The sequence below is a fragment of the Arthrobacter sp. ZGTC412 genome, assembly GCF_002929215.1.
Lineage (GTDB): Bacteria > Actinomycetota > Actinomycetes > Actinomycetales > Micrococcaceae > Arthrobacter.
This window is the reverse complement of record NZ_PJII01000011.1, coordinates 24,813-41,822: the sequence shown is the minus strand read 5'-3', so window position 1 is coordinate 41,822 and position 17,010 is coordinate 24,813. Positions and strand designations below refer to the sequence as shown.

16 protein-coding genes are annotated in these 17,010 nt (G+C 64.3%); 5 read left to right on the top strand and 11 right to left on the bottom strand.

The annotated features are described in order from the left end of the window. Positions 1 to 146 precede the first annotated feature (146 nt). On the top strand, positions 147 to 434 hold the full coding sequence (locus CXQ88_RS13400) for a WXG100 family type VII secretion target (RefSeq protein ID WP_104044651.1): 288 nt from the start codon (positions 147 to 149) through the stop codon (positions 432 to 434). Positions 435 to 452: 18 nt separating this feature from the next. Here the strand turns inward: CXQ88_RS13400 and CXQ88_RS13395 are convergent, their stop codons facing one another. Further along, entirely contained in the window at positions 453 to 1,556 is a 1,104-nt protein-coding gene (locus CXQ88_RS13395) for a ribonuclease HI family protein (RefSeq protein ID WP_104044650.1), read from the bottom strand. A 281-nt stretch (positions 1,557 to 1,837) separates the two neighbouring features. Between CXQ88_RS13395 and CXQ88_RS13390 the strand changes: the two genes are divergently transcribed. Continuing rightward, complete coding sequence (locus CXQ88_RS13390) at positions 1,838 to 3,145, top strand: ABC transporter substrate-binding protein (RefSeq protein WP_104044649.1); 1,308 nt, start codon at positions 1,838 to 1,840, stop codon at positions 3,143 to 3,145. 88 nt (positions 3,146 to 3,233) lie between these two features. On the opposite strand, the gene groL is transcribed toward CXQ88_RS13390, so the two are convergent. From groL to CXQ88_RS13365, 5 genes are all read right to left on the bottom strand, one after another. Further along, positions 3,234 to 4,865 (bottom strand): chaperonin GroEL, encoded by a 1,632-nt coding sequence (gene groL / locus CXQ88_RS13385; RefSeq protein ID WP_104044648.1) that lies wholly within the window; start codon positions 4,863 to 4,865, stop codon positions 3,234 to 3,236. Positions 4,866 to 5,146: 281 nt separating this feature from the next. After that, a complete protein-coding gene (locus tag CXQ88_RS13380; RefSeq protein ID WP_373637767.1) occupies positions 5,147 to 6,415 on the bottom strand; it encodes an ABC transporter substrate-binding protein in 1,269 nt (422 codons plus the stop codon). Then, positions 6,412 to 6,618, bottom strand: coding sequence for a cold-shock protein (locus CXQ88_RS13375; protein ID WP_009358138.1), 207 nt, complete (start codon positions 6,616 to 6,618; stop codon positions 6,412 to 6,414). The genes CXQ88_RS13380 and CXQ88_RS13375 overlap by 4 nt, the downstream gene beginning before the upstream one ends. Before the next feature lie 174 nt (positions 6,619 to 6,792). Continuing rightward, positions 6,793 to 7,443 carry a LytR C-terminal domain-containing protein gene (locus CXQ88_RS13370; protein ID WP_104044647.1) on the bottom strand — a complete coding sequence of 217 codons (651 nt, stop codon included), beginning with the start codon at positions 7,441 to 7,443 and terminating at the stop codon, positions 6,793 to 6,795. Between the two features lie 45 nt (positions 7,444 to 7,488). Continuing rightward, the gene (locus CXQ88_RS13365; RefSeq protein WP_104044646.1) at positions 7,489 to 7,818 is read right to left on the bottom strand and encodes a DUF3263 domain-containing protein; all 330 of its coding nucleotides are present in this window, start codon (positions 7,816 to 7,818) and stop codon (positions 7,489 to 7,491) included. 128 nt (positions 7,819 to 7,946) lie between these two features. Between CXQ88_RS13365 and CXQ88_RS13360 the strand changes: the two genes are divergently transcribed. Together CXQ88_RS13360 and CXQ88_RS13355 are read left to right on the top strand one after the other, a co-directional pair. Then, entirely contained in the window at positions 7,947 to 8,717 is a 771-nt protein-coding gene (locus CXQ88_RS13360) for a uracil-DNA glycosylase (protein ID WP_258061861.1), read from the top strand. Between the two features lie 14 nt (positions 8,718 to 8,731). Then, positions 8,732 to 9,571, top strand: a complete 840-nt coding sequence (locus CXQ88_RS13355) for a siderophore-interacting protein (RefSeq protein ID WP_104044644.1) — start codon at positions 8,732 to 8,734, stop codon at positions 9,569 to 9,571. Positions 9,572 to 9,586: 15 nt separating this feature from the next. On the opposite strand, the gene CXQ88_RS13350 is transcribed toward CXQ88_RS13355, so the two are convergent. The 3 genes from CXQ88_RS13350 to CXQ88_RS13340 all read right to left on the bottom strand — a co-directional run bounded on the left by CXQ88_RS13350 (position 9,587) and on the right by CXQ88_RS13340 (position 13,606). Continuing rightward, positions 9,587 to 11,074, bottom strand: a complete 1,488-nt coding sequence (locus CXQ88_RS13350) for a threonine/serine ThrE exporter family protein (RefSeq protein WP_104044643.1) — start codon at positions 11,072 to 11,074, stop codon at positions 9,587 to 9,589. 37 nt (positions 11,075 to 11,111) lie between these two features. Beyond that, positions 11,112 to 12,428: a peptidoglycan bridge formation glycyltransferase FemA/FemB family protein gene (locus CXQ88_RS13345; RefSeq protein ID WP_104044642.1), complete on the bottom strand. Its 1,317-nt coding sequence runs from the start codon at positions 12,426 to 12,428 to the stop codon at positions 11,112 to 11,114. Positions 12,429 to 12,532: 104 nt separating this feature from the next. Beyond that, positions 12,533 to 13,606, bottom strand: coding sequence for a lipid II:glycine glycyltransferase FemX (locus tag CXQ88_RS13340; protein ID WP_104044641.1), 1,074 nt, complete (start codon positions 13,604 to 13,606; stop codon positions 12,533 to 12,535). Positions 13,607 to 13,813: 207 nt separating this feature from the next. Here CXQ88_RS13340 and CXQ88_RS13335 point away from each other — a divergent pair, with 207 nt between their 5' ends. Next, on the top strand, positions 13,814 to 14,356 hold the full coding sequence (locus tag CXQ88_RS13335; protein WP_104044640.1) for a TspO/MBR family protein: 543 nt from the start codon (positions 13,814 to 13,816) through the stop codon (positions 14,354 to 14,356). Between the two features lie 49 nt (positions 14,357 to 14,405). Here CXQ88_RS13335 and CXQ88_RS13330 read toward each other — a convergent pair whose 3' ends face one another. Both CXQ88_RS13330 and gcvT read right to left on the bottom strand, forming a co-directional pair. Further along, positions 14,406 to 15,803 (bottom strand): L-serine ammonia-lyase, encoded by a 1,398-nt coding sequence (locus CXQ88_RS13330; protein WP_104044639.1) that lies wholly within the window; start codon positions 15,801 to 15,803, stop codon positions 14,406 to 14,408. Positions 15,804 to 15,856: 53 nt separating this feature from the next. Beyond that, on the bottom strand, positions 15,857 to 17,005 hold the full coding sequence (gcvT, locus tag CXQ88_RS13325; RefSeq protein WP_104044638.1) for a glycine cleavage system aminomethyltransferase GcvT: 1,149 nt from the start codon (positions 17,003 to 17,005) through the stop codon (positions 15,857 to 15,859). Positions 17,006 to 17,010: the final 5 nt, after the last annotated feature.

Here is a 17,010-nt window from a genome sequence, read left to right as displayed (position 1 = left end):
ACGCCAGGGGCAACGACGGCCGGGTTATCCACATGGAGTCTCCCGGCCATGGCACCGCCGCACCCGCTTTTCGTAGGCTCGTCATCGTGGCCCGGAAAGTCCGGGCGCGGGAGCAGAGGCTGCCCGTTCCAGCGAAAGGCACTGCCATGAGCATCATTTCCGTCGACACCGAACTGCTTCAGCTCAAATCCGCCAATGTCCAGGCAACAGTGGACCGCATCAGCGCCGATGTCCAGGCCATGAAGCGGGGGCTTGACGAGCTCCAGGGCACCTGGCGGGGCTCTGCTGCCACGAACTTTCAGGCACTCATCACGGAGTGGACCATCACCCAGGGCAGGGTGGAGGCTTCATTGGCCTCAATCAACATGGCGCTCTCGTCGGCGGCGGCCACGTATGCGCAGGCTGAGCAGGGAAACACCCAAAGGTTCAGCTGACCCGCCGTTCGTGAAGTCCTAGGCTTCGGGTGTCCCCTGGTGGAAGCGCAGCCGCCACCGTCCACCGTCCAGTACCCAGAGTGAGCTTCTGAGAGTCGTGCCGGAGCGCGCGTAGCTTCGGTAGGTCAGCAGGACAGCGCTGGTACCTATGCGGTCCGCACCGAGGATCTCGATGTCGGTCCGCTCACCCGGGTCTTCTTCGAGTGCCATCATCATGGCGTCCCGCGTCCAGACCCTGCCCGAGCTCCCAATCTCCAGGAAGTCCGGGTGCAGCAGGACAGCCGTCCTGCCGATGTCGCCGCGCACCAGGGGACCCAGCAGTTCCCGCTCCAACTTTTCCACCAGGACTTCGGGCGCGGCTGTTTCCGCCCTGCCTCCGCCGGCCAGGTCAAAAGCGCCGTCCACCTGGGTGAAATCCAGCTGGGCGAACTCCTCTTGAGGGAAGTCCTCTTGGGCGAGTTCCTTCGGAGCGGACTCCTTCTGGGCACCGTTCTGCCGGCCAACGTTTTGCTGCGTCATTTCCTGCCGTGTGGCATCCTGCTGGCTGAAAAGGTCGAGTTCGCCGGATGCGGCTGCTGGGGGTGCACCACCGTCAAAGGCTTTACCGGCTGCCGGGCTCGCCGAAGCCGGGGTTCCGGAAGCCGACGCGTGGTGGGCGCCCGGGAACCCAGGGCCTGACCGTGCCGCAACTCCCTGCTGGTAGGCCGTTGCGGCGGCCCGGGCCCGCTCATCGGCCGCTTCGTTCAAGTCGTGCCCGGCGTGGCCCTTGACCCACTCGAACCTGTACTTCCGCCCCGCGAGTTCCCGGTCCAGCTCCTTGAGCAGATCAACGTTCAGCACCGGCTTGCCGTCCGCCTTCCGCCAGCCTTTGCGTTTCCATCCGGGCATCCACTTGGTGATCGAATTGATGACGTACTGGCTGTCGCAGAGGATGTGGAGGTCCTCGTGGCGAAGGTGCGCGGTGGCCCGCAGCAGATCCAGGACAGCCATCAGTTCACCCTGGTTGTTGGTGCCGTGGGGCCATCCGCCGGCGCGCCAGCAATCGTCATTCACGTACCAGGCCCAACCGGCCGGACCCGGGTTTCCCAAAGCCGAACCGTCGGCCGCTGCAGTAATCGTCACCGGTCCATCCTGCCAGAAGCCACCGACAACGCAGGAGTGCGGGTGCAGCGACACAGCAACCCGGCAAGACCGCAACACGCACCCGGCATGCCCATAGGTACCAGAAGCGTCCGAAGGAGAAACAGGAAAGCGTTTACCAGAACCTCTTGACGTGGGCATCGGAGCACCGGCACAATCGGAAGTTATAGCAAGAAAGCGCTTTCTCGGTCCAAATCCGCCAGCAACGACGCCGGCCGGAAGGACAAAGGAAGCGCACTCATCAGAACAAGGAAGGCACCTCAATGTCGATTCCAACCGTCAGCCGGAGGCGATTCCAGCTCGGCGCTGCAGCCGTTGCCCTATCCCTCCTCGCAACCGGATGTGGCACGTCCACCAGCTCCAACAGCAACGAGGAAGTGACCCTGCGGTTTGCTTGGTGGGGCAACGAGTACCTCAATGCCCAGACTGAAAAGGTCATCGACGCCTTCGAAGCAGAGCATCCAAACATCAAGATCGAATCCGAACCCGGCGAGTGGGCCAGCTACTGGGACAAACTTGCCACTAAGACCGCGGCCAATGACGCCCCTGACATCATCCAGATGGACCAGAAGTACATCGCCGAATACGGCGGACGCGGCGCCCTGCTGGACCTGTCCAAGCAGGACGGTATCGATTCGTCAAAGCTGGACAAGGAAGGGCTGGCTTCAGGCCAGTATGACGGCGCCCAGTACGGGTTGAGCACCGGCCAGAACGCCTACGTCATCATGGCCAACACAAAGGTTTTTGAGGCCGCCAAGGTCCCCCTCCCGGATGACACCAAATGGACCTGGGACGAGTTTATGGAGACGGCGGCGAAAATCAGCGCCGCAGGAGACGGGAAAAACTACGGCGCCGCCTACGGCAGCAACGAGGCAGACCTGATCATCTGGCTGCGCCAGCACGGCGAGAACCTCTACTCCAAGGACGGCAATCTGGACTTCGATACTGCAACAGCCGCCTCGTTCTGGGAGCGCCTGAAGGAGCAGCGCGATTCGAAGGCCAGTCCACCGGCAACCGTGGCCACCGAGGACGCCGGGGCAGGTCTCGAAGAGAGCCTCTTTGGCACCAACAGGGTGGGAATGGCGTGGTGGTGGACCAACCAGCTCGGTTCCCTCGAGGCCACTACCGGCAGCAGCATTAAGATGCTCCGTGCGCCCAGCGGCGATGGTTCCGCAGCCAAGAACGGCATGTACTACAAGCCCACCATGTTCTGGTCCGCTTCGTCACGGTCCAAGCACCCTGAGGCCGCCGCCACCTTCATCAACTACCTGTCCAACAGCCCGGAAGCCGGAGCCATCCTGATGACGGACCGGGGCGTGCCCACCAATGCGGAGATCGTTGACAGCATCACGCCCTCACTGAAGCCCGCGGACACCACCGTGGTCAGCTTCCTGAAGGATACCGCCCCGGACATGAAGGAGGCACCGCCCGTTCCCCCGGTCGGTGCCGGCAGTGTGCAGAACGTGATCAAGCGGTACACCGATGAGGTCCTCTACGACCGTCTCACGCCGCAGGCAGCGGCCGAAGCATTCAAGAAGGAAGTTGAGGGTATGGTGGCGGGCGCCAGGTAGTAAAACCCCGCAACACAAAACTGTGGCCCCCTCGCGAGAGGGGGCCACAGTTTTTGAACTTTTGCGGGACAGGCCCGGCAGTGGGAGCTTAGAAGCCGCCCATGCCGCCCATGTCGTCCCCGCCGCCGCCCATGGCCGGAGCGTTCTTCTCCGGCTTGTCGGCCACAACTGCCTCGGTGGTAAGGAAGAGACCGGCAATGGAAGCCGCGTTCTGCAGGGCAGAGCGGGTTACCTTGACGGGGTCGTTTACACCGGCGGCCAGCAGGTCGACGTATTCGCCGGTTGCGGCGTTCAAGCCGTGGCCGGCGGGCAGGCCGCGGACCTTATCAACCACAACGCCCGGCTCCAGGCCGGCGTTGAAGGCGATCTGCTTCAGCGGAGCATCGATGGCAACGCGGACGATGTTGGCGCCGGTTGCTTCGTCGCCGGACAGCTGCAGGTTGGCGAATGCCTTGGCACCGGCCTGGATGAGGGCAACGCCGCCACCGGCGACGATACCTTCTTCAACAGCAGCCTTGGCGTTGCGCACTGCATCTTCGATGCGGTGCTTGCGCTCCTTGAGCTCAACCTCGGTTGCGGCACCGGCCTTGATGACTGCAACGCCGCCGGCCAGCTTGGCCAGGCGCTCCTGCAGCTTCTCGCGGTCGTAGTCGGAATCGGAGTTCTCGATCTCGGCGCGGATCTGGGACACGCGGCCGGCGATCTGGTCGGCGTCGCCTGCACCCTCGACGATGGTGGTCTCGTCCTTGGTGACAACAACCTTGCGTGCCTTGCCCAGGAGCTCCAGGCCGGCAGTTTCCAGCTTGAGGCCAACTTCCTCGGCGATGACCTGGCCGCCGGTGAGGACGGCGATGTCGGCAAGCTGCGCCTTGCGGCGGTCGCCGAAGCCCGGGGCCTTGACGGCAACGGACTTGAAGGTGCCGCGGATCTTGTTGACGATCAGGGTGGCCAGGGCCTCGCCCTCGATGTCCTCGGCGATGATCAGCAGCGGCTTGTTGGACTGCATGACCTTTTCGAGGACAGCAACCAGTTCCTTGACGTTGGAGATCTTGGAATTGACGATCAGGATGTACGGGTCCTCAAGGACGGTTTCCTGGCGCTCGGTGTCGGTGACGAAGTAGGCCGAGATGTAGCCCTTGTCGAAGCGCATGCCTTCGGTGAGTTCAAGCTCCAGGCCGAAGGTGTTGGACTCCTCGACCGTGATGACGCCTTCCTTGCCAACCTTGTCCAGGGCTTCGGCGATGAGGGCGCCAATTTCGTCGTCACCGGCGGAGATGGAAGCCGTTGCGGCGATCTCTTCCTTGGTTTCGATTTCCTTGGCGGAGTTCAGCAGTTCGGCGGTGACGGCCTCAACAGCCTTCTCGATGCCGCGCTTGAGGGACAGCGGGTCAGCGCCTGCTGCAACGTTGCGCAGGCCCTCCTTCACCAGTGCCTGTGCCAGCACGGTAGCGGTGGTGGTACCGTCGCCGGCGACGTCGTCCGTCTTCTTGGCAACTTCCTTGACCAGCTCGGCGCCGATCTTCTCGTAAGGATCGTCCAACTCGATCTCCTTGGCGATGGAAACACCATCGTTGGTGATCGTGGGGGCGCCCCACTTCTTTTCGAGGACGACGTTGCGTCCACGCGGGCCGAGGGTGACCTTAACAGCGTCGGCGAGGATGTTCAGGCCCCGCTCAAGGCCGCGGCGTGCCTCTTCATCAAATGCAATGATCTTGGCCATAACGGCAATAGTCCTTTCGGGACAGTCGTTAAGAATGAACCTTCGCTGCAGTGCCCGCGACGGACGATCCTTTGCCGTTGGCCTCTGTATGCCTCCGGGTGCAGATCTCACTCCAGTTAGGTGTTTCTCGCTCCTCGACCGGTGCAGTGCGCCGCCGGCCTGAACCAGCTTTGCTTAGCAGTCGGTACGTCAGAGTGCTAACTCAATAATTAGCACTCCCCACGTGAGAGTGCAAGCGAAAGGGTGCGAAAAACAGTGCCGCCGGGCAGTGGCGGCGAGGTTCAGTCCGAAGCCCGTCCCGCCGTCTCGTTGCCGCTCACAGCGGGGTTGTTGTCGGCTCCGTAAGTGAAGACGCTGAATGTGGCCGTGGTGATGTCTCCGTTGGCGTCAAAGGCAATTGGCCCTGACTCGCCGTCATAATTGGCATCCGGCCCGGACTTCAGCTGTGCCAGGCAGTCCCTATAGGACGGGCAGGCCTCGCCCGGCCCCTCCCCTGCCGATCCTCCCGAAACAGCGATCAGGTTGGCGGCAATTGACCGGCCGGCGTCGTCCTGGGCCCTCGCAGCAGCCAGGGCAGCAACGGTCACGGCGTCATAGGCTTCGGCAGCGAAAGATACGTCTTTCAGGTCAGGGTCCACCGCCAGGAGCCTTGCCTGGAATTCCGCGTCGGGAAGCTGTCCGGGAACCACGGCGCGGGCGCCCTCCAGGTACCCTGCTGCCAAACCTGAACCATAGCGGCCGAAGGCGCCGTCACTGAGGATGAGCTGCTTATCGTCAACACCCGAGTTGGCCAGTTCCGCCAGGGCGCCCTGCCCGCCATCACGGGCTATGACAATGACGGCGCCTGCTTCAGCCTTCCCGGCCGCATCGGCTGCGCTGCCCGCGTGGCCCGGCTTAAACCCCGCAGTTGCCAGCACGTCCAATCCCGCCTGTTCGGCAGAGTCGGCAACGGCGTCGGAAAGGTCCTTGCCGTAGGAACCCTCCTGGTACAGGACTGCGACTGACGCGGCGCCCGCGTCCTTGGCCAGCTTCACCAGGACGGGACCCTGCGCGACGTCGGCCGGTGCGGTCCTGAAGTAATAGCCGCCGCTCCTGATGCTGCTGAGCCCGGCAGCAGTGTTGGCTGGCGAGATGAGCGGAGTGCGGGCACGGGAGAGTACGTCGATTGCCGCTGTGGCATGGCTTGAATCGGTGGGGCCGATAACGACGTCTGCCTTCGCGGCGACGAGCGCCTGGGCCTGTTCTGCCGCACCCTGCCCCGTGCCGGCGGGAAGGAGTTCCACCGGCCTGCCTTTGTGGCCGCCGGCTGCATTGATCTCCTGCACGGCGAGCTTGGCGGCGGCAAGTTGAGGGGCATTGAGGAAGCTGTTTTGGCCGGTGTTGTCCAGGATCAGTCCCACGCGCAGGGTGCCGTCACCGGAAGCCTCTGCGGCTTCCACCCGGGCATTTCCGGTGGCCCCGGAACAGGCTGTCAACGCCACGGCAGAACATAGGGCAGCCGTGGAAAGCGCCCGGCGGAGGTTTGCAGGGCGGAGGTTCAGATCAATCACTCTGCCGGCCGGACACTTTCAGCCTGCGGGCCCTTCTCGCCTTCGCCAACTTCGAGCTCCACCCGCTGGCCCTCGTCCAGTGCCCGGTAACCTTCGCCCTGGATGGCGGACCAATGGACAAAGATGTCATCACCGGAGCCGTCAACGGTGATGAAGCCGTAGCCCTTTTCAGCGTTGAACCATTTGACGGTTCCCTGTGCCATGCTGACCACTCTTTCCGTTGTGTCCGGGTGCCCACGCCGCTGTGTGCCGACAGGCTCCAACCGCACCTAAAAATCACTCTAGCCAATGCGTGGCCGGGGGCAGCCGGCTGCCGTGGGACCACCCGCAAAAGTTATGCAGGCGTAACCCCCAGGCCTGACGCGGCTCCTCAGGCCTTACCGGTAGCCCGGCCCCAGCACCACTACAAGCGGCACCTGGAACTCGGTGCTGTTCACCACGGTGGGAATGCCGAGAAGCGCCGCCAGGGCCTGGGCGCTGGGTAGCTGGCCTGCCCCCTGGTAGAAGATGACGGACGCCTGCTGCGGGGAACCGGCCCAGTTGCCCACCTGTCCGAGCGTCCAGCCGTCGGCCTGGACCGTTCCGCCCACCCGGCCGGCAAGTCCTGCCGTCCCGGCGGCGTTGTAGATGGCAACGCTTTGTGTCTTGTCGACGAACGCGGGAGCGGAGGTTGGCTCGTCCGGTTCCGGTTCCGGTCCGGCGGCCGTGCTGGCTTCGGGCGCACTGGACGCGGAAGGTGTTGCCTCCGCAGAGGGTTCCGGAGAAGCCTCGGGGGTGGCCGAAGGAGTGGAACCGGTGCCGGCCAGCGGGGCTGCCTCCCGGCTTACAGATGCCTGGTTGTCCAGGGTGCTGACGCCGAGCTTGGGAAGGATCAGGAAGGACACCAATCCAATCGCCAGGGCGGCGATGCCCACTGCGAGAATGGGCCAAAGCCGCACCCGTGACGGGGCGGAAGCCGCGCGGTGGACACCTTGTCGCGAAGCAGTCTCCGGGACCTTGTCGAATTCATCGCGGGCGTATTTGGTCATGGAGATATCCTTGTTGATTGCTGCTGGTAATTCAGCTTGAGCGTCTTAGGCGTCGGACCCCAGGCGCCGTGCGGTACGTGCACGGTGACGCGACGTACGTAGTCTACGCAATCGCTTGACCAGCATGGGATCGTGGGCCAGCGCATCCTCGGTGTCGATCAACGCGTTCAACAGCTGGTAGTAGTGGGTCGCGGAGAGGTCGAAAAGCTCCCGGATGGCCTGTTCCTTGGCGCCGGCATACTTCCACCACTGACGCTCCAGGGCAAGCATCTGCTGGTGACGCTCGCTTAGCGGCGAGTCACGAAGCTTGAAGTCGGCAAGGAGGGACTGCCGGGGTTCCGGCTCCGGCAGGAGCTCCCGAGCTGGTTCCGCCACGGCGCACTCCTTAGCTGGTTACGTAAAAATGTCTGACCCCCATGCTACGGACGAATAACAGCGTTGTCATTTGCGCTGGTGACAGCATGCCCAGGGCGCCGCTTCCGGTGCCCTGCAAGAATGGGACCGTGTTTGAATCAGATGCTTTGTTCGAACTTGAGCAGGAACCGGCGCAGGGAGCCGGTTTCGCCGAGCTGGCGCAGCTCCCGCTGGAGGAGCTGATGGCGCCCGACTGGGCCGCCGCCCTGGCGGGTGTGGAAGACGAACTTCGGGAGGTGCTCGCCTTCCTCGCGGACGAAGTGGCAGCCGGGCACCAGGTGCTGCCGGCGCCGTCGAACGTCCTGCGGGCCTTCCGGCAGCCGCTCGCGAAGGTAAAGGTGCTGCTTGTGGGCCAGGATCCCTACCCGACGCCGGGACATGCGGTGGGATTGTCCTTCTCGGTGGATCCGCGCACGCGGCCCATCCCCCGGAGCCTGGCGAACATTTACCGGGAGCTGGAAACGGACCTCGGCCTGCCGGTGCGGGTCCACGGCGACCTGTCCGCATGGGCTGACCAGGGCGTGCTGCTCCTGAACCGCGTCATGACAGTGCGGGCGGGATCGGCCGGCTCGCATCGCGGCAAAGGCTGGGAGAAGATCACGACGGCGGCAGTCTCGGCGGTCGCCCGCCGGCGGAACCACGACGGGTCCAGGATGCCGCTCGTTGCGGTGCTGTGGGGAAAGGACGCCGAAAGTGTCCGGCCCCTTTTGGAGGGGGCTCCTGCAGTGGCGAGCGCCCACCCCAGTCCGCTGTCCGCATCCCGAGGCTTTTTTGGGTCCCGGCCTTTCAGCCGCGTCAATGAACTTTTGAAGGGGCAGGGTGCCCTTGGCGTAACCTGGGAGCTCCCCCCGGCGGCCTAGCTTAGGCTTGCCTTATGAACACCCTTCCCGCCGCTACCAGCGCCAACAAGAAAAGCCGTCCGCAGATCAACCTCGCCGTTGTACGCAGGGAAGAGCTTTCCCCGCACATGGTGCGGATTGTCGCCGGCGGGGACGGCTTCGCGGACTTCGCCAACAACGGTTTTGTGGACCGGTACGTCAAGATCGTTTTTCCGCAGCCGGGTGTGGAGTATCCCTCTCCCCTGGATCTGTGGAGCATCCGCGAGACAATGCCGAGGGAACAATGGCCCTTCACCCGCACGTACACCATCCGCTGGGTGGATTCTTCGGCGCGCGAGCTGGCCATCGATTTTGTGGTCCACGGGGACGAGGGCCTCGCTGGCCCGTGGGCGGCCAAGGCGCAGCCAGGCGACATCCTGACCTTCACCGGCCCCGGCGGCGCCTACAACCCGGCACCCGACGCCGACTGGTACCTCTACGCCGGCGACGAGGCGGCGCTGCCGGCAATTGCTGCGTGCCTGGAGTCCCTGCCGAGGGAGGCAGTGGGCCTGGCCTTTTTGGAGGTGGATTCCAACGCCGACATCCAGCCGATTGCCGCTCCCTCCGGAGTGAAAATCCACTGGCTTGCCCGCAATGGTGTCCCCGCGGGCGAGAGTCACGTACTGGTGCAGGCGGTAGCAGGTGCCGAATGGCCCGCGGGCAGGGTGGACGTGTTCGCCCATGGCGAGCGCAGTTACATGAAGGCCCTGCGCGGGGTCTTTTTCGATCAGCGCGGCCTGGAACGCAGCCAGGTTTCCCTGTCGGGGTACTGGGCCAAGGGCCGGGTGGAGGATGTGTTCCAGGCGGAGAAAAAGTTGGCTGTGGGACAGATCTAGCCAGCGCGTAACGAGTCAGCGGCGGCGGGCGCGCCGCCGCTCGTTGCTCGCAAGGCTGCGCGTCAATGGCCGGGCAAGAGTGTCACCGAGGACGATGCCGCCCGCTGTCCCCAGGACGATGGCACCGGCGTTAAGCATCCCGCCGGCGCCCAGCAGGATCTCGGCTTCCTCGATGGTGAGCACATACATGGACCGGAAGATGGTGAGGCCGGGCAGCAGGATCAGCGCTGCGGGCACGGCAACCACCAGCTGCGGCGCTCCCATCCTCAGGGCGACCACACGCGCCAGCAGGCCGATGACCACCGCGGCCAGGGCCGGTGAAAACCGATCACCTACTCCGAGCTGGCTCGCCGCAAGCAGGACGAGGTAGCCGGCCACGCCCACAGCCGCGGTGGGCAGCAGGAGCTGCCAGCTGGTCTGTTCGGTGATGCCGATGGCCATGACGGCCACCGCCACAAAAATGACCAGGACCCACAGATCGTAGGCTGGCGGGAAGGTTTGGGTGACGTCGATGCGCTGCATCCCGGTCAGTTCACCCACCACGAAGGCGACGGCGATTCCCGCCACGATGGCGCCGAAGGTCAGCAGCGTTGACAGGAACCGGCCAGCCGCCGTCACGGGGAAGCCGTTGATGGCGTCCTGGACGGACGAAACGAGGCGTCCTGTCGGCAGGAGCAGGAGGATGCCGCCCACCACCACGATGGCCGGCGACGCGGTCAGCCCGAACTGCCACAGCACCAGTGCCAGCTGCGTCACCACAAAGGAGCAGCTGGCCGTAATGAAGAAGTCCGGCACGCGCCACCGCCCCAGTTGGCGGGCGAGCAGGCTGATGCCGATATTGGCCGCAAAGGCGATGGCAGAGGACACCGGTCCGCCGCCCAGGACCCCCACGAAGACGGCTGCGAACGTGCCGAAGGCTACCGTGACCATCCAGCGCGGAAAGGGCTTGGGGCTGGTAATGGCCTCATCAAGCCGGCGGATTGCCTCGTCCCGGCCTACTCCCCCGGCCACGATATCTGTCACCAGCTGATGCACCTTCGCCAAGCCTGCGTAGTTGTTGGTCCAGGAACGCACCACCCGCAGCAGCGAAATGGGAGTCTGGTCCTTCGGAGCGTAGTTGATGCCGACGGACTGGTTGGTGATGTCCACTTCAATGTTCTTCAGGCCCAGCGCCGCGGTGACGGCGATGATGCTCGTTTCAACCTCCAGCGCACCGGCTCCGTACCGGAACATGGTTTCGGCCAGGTGCAGGGCGAAGTCAAGCGTCTTGCGGGCAGAGGTGTCCACGCCGCCCACCTGGATCGTAGGGTTGGCGTAGGGGCTCCCCGTCAGCCGGTCCACGATGCTCATCGGCGCGGTGGGCGGATTCTCGCCCTGCACCAGGCGCCGCAGCATTCTCTTGGCAGCGGCGTTCTGCCGGACCTGGGCAGGCGTCAGCGGCTCTGTTTTGGGCAGGCCGTCCGTACGCGGCCTGCGCCCGGGACGTTCGGGCCGGTCAGTCATGGTCGCCTCCTCCCGGTGTGGTGCTGTGTTTGGTATTTCAGGCTGAACGTTTCAGGGGCAGCTTGCCCAGCAGGGTGCGGGCAGCTGCGGCTGCCGCGCGGGCAAGCCTGTTGGCGTGGAAGACGGCGGGACGGACTGGCGTCACGAAGTCGCCCACCAGCTGGACCACTTCGCCCCCGAAGCCCTTTTTGAACTCGTACCCGCCGTGGCCTTCCTCGTCCTGGCCGGAGATGCCGAATGTTCCATAGAAGTTGTACCGCGGGTACCCCTTCTCCAGTGCGTGGAGCATCATGCCCCAGTACAGGGAGGTGGCGCCGTTGAAGTAGATGTAGTCCTGGACGGTGCCGCCGATGACGCACACCACTTCATCGCCGTAGCAGACAAAGTGGATGGCGGCCACGGTGGCGACTCCCACCGAGTCGGGGAACCGCTCAATGTCCTTGAGGCTCCGTTCGTAGCTGTCCACGAGGTCCTGGACCACTTTGAGCCGGTTGGCCTTTTTCTTGCTGCCGGTCTCTTCAACCTCACCGCGCAGTTCGGCTGCCGTCGCCGATTCCGCCTCCAGCCGCTCGGTGATGGATTTCCGGTAAGCCGGGATGTCGATCTTGGCCATCATCAGCTTCGTGAACTCTGCGGAGGTGGTCCGGAGCAGGTGCTGGTAGTAGGCGCGTTCGCGGTAGACGAACCCCTTCTCGTCCCCGGCCCGGCTCAGCGCACCGTAAAAGTCGTCCAGGGTTTCCAGGGTTGCCTGTTCCAGGAAGACGCCGTTTTTCTCGGCCTTGCGGATGGCCTTGCGGGTCCGGTAGCTGGTGCCCATGATGAGCTCTTCCGCGTCGCTGACGCCTGCAAGGCTTTTGATGAACATCCAGTTCACGTTGACGAAGTTCATGTCCAGGCCCTGGTGCTGGAATCCCAGCCCGGCAAGCCGGGCCACCAGCGGGCGGTTGTCCTCAACCTCGGGGTGTTCCGCGCCGTCGGCGTCGCGGGCGATGTACTTGAGGTTGGGGGAAATCCGCAGCTCGGCGGCTTTGCGTTCCGCGGCGCGTTTGCGGAGGAGTCCGACGACGGCGCCCACGAGGTCGGCGTCCGTGTAGTCCATCAGGGGTCCCTTGGCGCATTCGCACACCGTGTAGCCCAGGCGGGTGGTGGTGTAGTTCAGTTTCCCGGCAGCCACCAGTTCGCCGTTGCGGCGGATACCGAAAAGCTCCACCTGCTGGCCGCGGGCGCGCTGGAAGGCCGCGAAGTCAACGGATTGCAGAAAGCTGTTTTGCGGGTGCTTCAGGGCAAATGCCTCGAAGTCTGCGTCGCTGAGGATGGCAAATTCAAGATCGGTGCCGGTGGTGACTGGATTCAAGGGATTTCCTCATTCGCGGTTGTGCGGCCTTGGCAGTTGCAGGCGCAGGGCAATGACGGGTATGGGCGGGCCAGCGGTGCTGGGATTAGCCCGGATGTGTCAGGTCAGTAGAACTGCTGGCCGGTCCGCGCGGTGTCGATCCGGCGGAAGACTTTTTCTGCGCCTTTGACCCAGAGGAGGTGCTTCACGGGAGCAAGAACGTAATCGTGGCACCCCACAAAATCGGTAACCGTTTTGCTGAAGCTGGTCTTGAACATGCCCATGCCGTACAGGTTGTGGCTCTTGTCCTTGATCCGGGCGGCGGGCGGAGTGCCGCAGAAGTCGTATTCGGTGCAGCCGAGTTCCTGCATACGCTTGATGGCTGCCCACTGGACCAGGTGCGAGTCGCCGTACTGTTTGCGGTTCTGGGTGGAACCGCCGTCCTTGTACGTGGCTTTGGCTCCGTAGTTGATGACGAAGGCACCGACGCTGGGCTTGCCGTCCTCGTAGACGAAAAAGAAGTTGCCCTGGCCGCGGTTGCAGAACTCTTCCCAGAACGCGGCGTAGTACTCGTAGCTGCGCAGCGGCATGGATCCCTTGGCATTAACGGTGTCCGCCATCAGGTCATACAGCGCCCGGTAGGTTTCCGGGCCGTGTTCCTTGCGGAACACTTCGCAGCCTTCCCGCTCGGCGCGGCGGATGGCGTTGCGGGCGCGCGAGGAGATGGCCTTGAAGACGTCTTCTTCCGGGCCGGAGATGTCCAGCAGGGCGGTGGAGTCGTTGGACTGGATGTTGGGTGCCTTGACCAATCCGGCTTCGGCCAGGTGCGCCTGGGCATCGGACGAGTCAACGAAGTCAGGTTCGATCTTGATGGTGAAGACGTTGAGCTTCCTGGCCCGGGTGAAGTCGGCACAGGCTTCAAGGGCTGCTTTAAGGTCCCCGGAGGCAGCGAGGTCCGGGCCTTTGATGAGGTACCAGAGACGGCCCAGCACCGGGAAGCGCTTCTCGAGTACCAGGTTGTAGCTGGCTGCGCCGGCGCTTTCCAGCACCAGGAAGCGGACCTTCCAGCCAGTGCCGTTCTTAACCGACGCGTACGCCGCCGACTGCAGCATGTTGCCGCCGTTCGGGTTGGCAGTGACGTGCTTGTCCCAGTTTTCAATTTCCTCGGCGGTGGCAAAACGTGCGGTGAATTCTCGCAAGGGGGCCGTGTCCAATCAGGGTTGTGCGCGGTTCTGTTCTCGTGGCTGCGTGCGGACATGCAGCCTCAAGTCTAAAGCCTGGCGGCGTTCGGGCATTCCAGCCTGATGGGGTGGGGGCTTTTCCACGGGCAGGGGCCAGCGCCGTTCCGCCGATGCGTTCCAGCCTGCCCTCTTGACTCCGAAAAGGGCGTTGGCGATTGTTGGAGCATGCAGCCGCATTCCGGACAGTTGACGCAGCAGGATAAAAGCGCTGAGCGGCCGGGGGCCGGCACGCAGACCGCGGCGTTGGTTGTCCTCCTGGCAACGTCCTACCTCGTGGCCGGGCTAGGAGCCCTCGCCACCGTGGGCAACGTGGAGGGGTGGTACGCCACCGCCGACAAGGCACCCTGGTCGCCGCCCAACAGTGTCTTCGGTCCGGTCTGGACTGTCCTCTACACGGCGATGGCGGTCGCGGCATGGCTGGTGTGGCGGAAGCGGGCACCCGGGACCAAGCGTGCTTTGGCAGCCTACGGAATCCAGCTCGCACTGAACCTGGCGTGGACCCCGGTATTTTTTGGTCTCTACCCCGCCATCGGGACGGCTGCCCTGTGGTCGGCGCTGGTCATCATCCTTGCACTCATCGCCGCGGTGTCGGTGACAGTCCTGTACTTCGGTCCCATCAGCCGCATGGCGGGGCTGCTCCTGCTGCCGTACATCAGCTGGCTCGTGTTCGCCGCAACGCTTAACTGGTGGGCCGCGGTCCACAACTGATAAGGCACGTTACAACCTGCCCGCGCCTCCACTAAGGACGCGGCCGCGGTCAACACACGGCCACGTTGACGGCAAGGCCGCCCATGGCCGTTTCCTTGTATTTGGAGCTCATGTCCCTGCCCGTCTCACGCATTGTGACAATGACCTCGTCCAGCGAGACACGGTGTGAGCCGTCGCCCCAGAGCGCCATCTTTGCCGCGTTGATCGCCTTCGCGGCGGCGATCGCATTCCGTTCGATGCACGGCACCTGCACCAGCCCGCCGATCGGATCGCATGTCAGGCCCAAGTTGTGCTCCATCGCGATCTCCGCGGCATTTTCCACCTGCGCCGGGCTTCCGCCCATCACCTCTGCCAGTCCGGCCGCGGCCATGGACGACGCCGACCCCACCTCGCCCTGGCAGCCCACCTCTGCACCGGAGATGGACGCCTGCTCCTTGTACAGCACCCCGACGGCCCCGGCCGCCAGCAGGAACCTGACCACAACGTCGTCGCGATCCTGCTGCGTGGCGTTCTCCATGCCCGGGGCGAAGTGCAGCGCGTAGTACAGCACCGCCGGAATGATGCCCGCAGCTCCATTCGTGGGTGCGGTGACCACGCGGCCGCCGGACGCGTTCTCCTCGTTGACTGCCAGGGCGATCAAGTTAACCCACTCCTGCCAATACTTCGGGTCGTGGTCCTTGTCCTCCTTCAGGAGCCGGTCATGCCAGTCAGGGGCACGACGGCGGACCTTCAGTCCCCCGGGCAGCAAACCGTCACGCTTGAGGCTGGTCTGCACACAGGCCTCCATCACTGACCAGATGTGCAGCAGGCCCTTCCGGATCTCGTCCTCGGAGCGGGAGGCTTTCTCGTTGACCAGCATGATGTCGCCGATTGAGAGCCCCTTTAACCGGCAGTGTTCCAGCAGCTCGGCGGCAGTGCGGAAGGGCAGCGGCAGTTCCTTCTTGGACTCCTCAAGCTCCTGCTGCGCGGCATCCTCCTCGCCTTCGCGGACGATGAAGCCCCCGCCCACGGAGAAGAACGTGGCGGTGTGGAGGATCTCGTCCCCTGCGTCAAAGATGGTGAAGGTCATGCCGTTGGTGTGCCGGGGCAGGATGGTCAATGGCCGCAGCACCATGTCCTTCACGCCATAGGGCATGGCCACGGCGCCGGCCAGCTGCAGCATGCCCGACTCGTTGATTGCCGCCAGGCGTTCCTCCACCTCGTCAGGAAGGATCAGCTCCGGGTGGAAGCCCTCCAGCCCGAGCAGGATAGCCGTCATGGTGCCGTGGCCGTGGCCCGTCGCGGCGAGCGATCCGTAAAGATCAACCCGCAGGGACGCTACGCGGTCCAGAGCACCGGAGGATTTCAGCTCCTCCGCGAACACGGCGGCAGCCCGCATCGGACCAACGGTATGCGAACTCGAAGGCCCGATCCCGATGGAAAAGAGATCAAAGACACCAACAGCCATGACAGTTCCTAACTAAGAGTGTGATCGGGCCGAGGGTGGGCGAAACCGCGTGGTTATTTGGTGCGCTTGTAAAATGGGAGGTCGACGACTTTGAACGGCTCTGCCTTGCCTCGGAGATCAATCTCCAGGGCGGTGCCAACTTCGGTGAACTCGACGTCGACGTAGGCCATGGCGACGGGGTACCCGAGGGTGGGTGAAGGCTGGCCCGAAGTGACTTCGCCGACGACATTGCCGTCCTTGAGGACCGGATAGTGGGCTCGGCCTGCGCGGCGGCCCAGGCCTTTGAGTCCCACGAGCCTGCGGCCGGACGTGGTGCCCGCACCGGCTTCTTTTCGGGCCGCCAGCGCTGCCTTGCCCACAAAGTCGCCTTCCTTGGAAAGCTCAACAACGGGTCCCAGCCCTGCGGCAAACGGGTCGCCCTGCAGGGACAGCTCGTTGCCGTACAGCGGCATCCCCGCTTCCAGGCGGAGGGAATCGCGGGAAGCGAGGCCTGCCGGCGTCAGCTCCCCCTCGTCCGCAATGGCGACGAGTGCCTGCCAAAGGCGCGCGGCGTCGTCGTTCGCTACAAATATCTCGAACCCGTCCTCACCCGTGTAGCCGGTGCGGGCAAGCAGGAGGTTCAGCCCGGTGGCTGCCACCAGGATCGGAACTTCGACGGCGGCGTAGTACTTCAGTTCCGTCACCAGGCTGTGCTGCGCGGCCGGGACGAGGCGGAGCAGCAGTTCCTGCGCCTTCGGGCCCTGGACGGCTACCAGTGATGTCACAGCGGAAGCGTCATTAACGGCGATGTCGAAGCCAGCGGTGCGTTCGGTGAGCGCAGCGGCCACCACCGTGGCGTTGCCTGCGTTGGGCACCACCAGGAAAACGTCGGTGCCGTCCTCCGCCGCGGGGCGCCGGTAGGTGATGAGATCGTCGATGATGCCGCCGTCCTCATTGCAGATCAGCGAGTACTTGGCCTTGCCCGCGGGCATGGCGGAAATCTTTCCCACCAGCGCGTAGTCCAGGAACGCGGCGGCGTCCGGACCGGTGACCCAGACCTCGCCCATATGGGAGAGGTCGAACAGCCCGGCGCTCTTGCGGACGGCGTGGTGCTCGGCGAGCTCGGAGCTGTATTTCAGGGGCATCTGCCAGCCGCCGAAGTCCGTGAAGGACGCACCCAGCTTCTTGTGCTCGTCGTAGAGAGCGGTGTACTTCTCAGTCATGGCCG

Coding starts and splice junctions, on each gene's coding strand:
- CXQ88_RS13400 (WP_104044651.1), top strand. CDS start 147: ATGAGCATCATTTCCGTCGACACCGAACTGCTTCAGCTCAAATCCGCC.
- CXQ88_RS13390 (WP_104044649.1), top strand. CDS start 1,838: ATGTCGATTCCAACCGTCAGCCGGAGGCGATTCCAGCTCGGCGCTGCA.
- groL (WP_104044648.1), bottom strand. CDS start 4,865: ATGGCCAAGATCATTGCATTTGATGAAGAGGCACGCCGCGGCCTTGAG.
- CXQ88_RS13375 (WP_009358138.1), bottom strand. CDS start 6,618: ATGGCACAGGGAACCGTCAAATGGTTCAACGCTGAAAAGGGCTACGGC.
- CXQ88_RS13370 (WP_104044647.1), bottom strand. CDS start 7,443: ATGACCAAATACGCCCGCGATGAATTCGACAAGGTCCCGGAGACTGCT.
- CXQ88_RS13355 (WP_104044644.1), top strand. CDS start 8,732: ATGAACACCCTTCCCGCCGCTACCAGCGCCAACAAGAAAAGCCGTCCG.
- CXQ88_RS13350 (WP_104044643.1), bottom strand. CDS start 11,074: ATGACTGACCGGCCCGAACGTCCCGGGCGCAGGCCGCGTACGGACGGC.
- CXQ88_RS13335 (WP_104044640.1), top strand. CDS start 13,814: ATGCAGCCGCATTCCGGACAGTTGACGCAGCAGGATAAAAGCGCTGAG.
- CXQ88_RS13330 (WP_104044639.1), bottom strand. CDS start 15,803: ATGGCTGTTGGTGTCTTTGATCTCTTTTCCATCGGGATCGGGCCTTCG.
- gcvT (WP_104044638.1), bottom strand. CDS start 17,005: ATGACTGAGAAGTACACCGCTCTCTACGACGAGCACAAGAAGCTGGGT.